1 protein-coding gene is annotated in these 666 nt (G+C 33.2%); it reads right to left on the reverse strand.

Annotated features, from left to right (window positions below; all coding sequences use genetic code 11):
* The coding region (locus I4N53_RS06095) for an ABC transporter ATP-binding protein (RefSeq protein WP_214495850.1) at nucleotides 1-576 on the reverse strand (576 nt) is incomplete at its 3' end.
* Nucleotides 577-666 lie beyond the last annotated feature (90 nt).

The following is a 666-nucleotide window of genomic DNA, read 5'->3' on the forward strand; positions in this document are numbered from 1 at the left end:
GTCTACCAAACTTTCCAGAATGTCCATGATTTTTTCCCCGTTTTCTGCATCTAACGAACCTGTCGGTTCATCTGCAAGGATTACCTCAGGGTCATTTATTATAGCTCTTGCTATTGCCACCCTTTGCCTTTCTCCTCCTGATAAGTTCCTGACCTTTTCGTTTATTTTAACTTCCAAACCCACTTTTTCCAAAACTTCTTCAACCATTTTTCTTTTCTCTGATTTTGTCTTCTTTGTCAAAGAGTACAAAAGAGGTATTTCTATATTTTGAAATACTGTATCTTCTTCTACTAAGAGAAATTCCTGGAATATATAACCAAAAAATTTATTTCTTAGTTTTGCCCTTTCTTTTTCCTTTAAACTTGATGCTCTTTTCCCAGCTAAGTAAACCTCCCCTTCTGTTGCGGGAAGTAATAATCCTATTATATTAAGAAGTGTTGTTTTGCCAGAGCCTGAAGGTCCTACTATAGCAATCTTTTCTCCCTCATTTATTTCTAAGTTTACTCCCTTTAAAACCAGATTCTTTTTCTTTCCACTTATGTATTCTTTTTTTACATTTTCTATTTTTATAAGCATATTTAATTGTCCCTCCTAAAAAATGCTGTCAAATCCTTTTTGTTCAATCTCCCAACAGACAAAATGGATACAAATAATATTGTTATAAAA

Source organism: Thermoanaerobacter sp. CM-CNRG TB177, assembly GCF_018588165.1.
Taxonomy (GTDB): domain Bacteria; phylum Bacillota; class Thermoanaerobacteria; order Thermoanaerobacterales; family Thermoanaerobacteraceae; genus Thermoanaerobacter; species Thermoanaerobacter thermocopriae.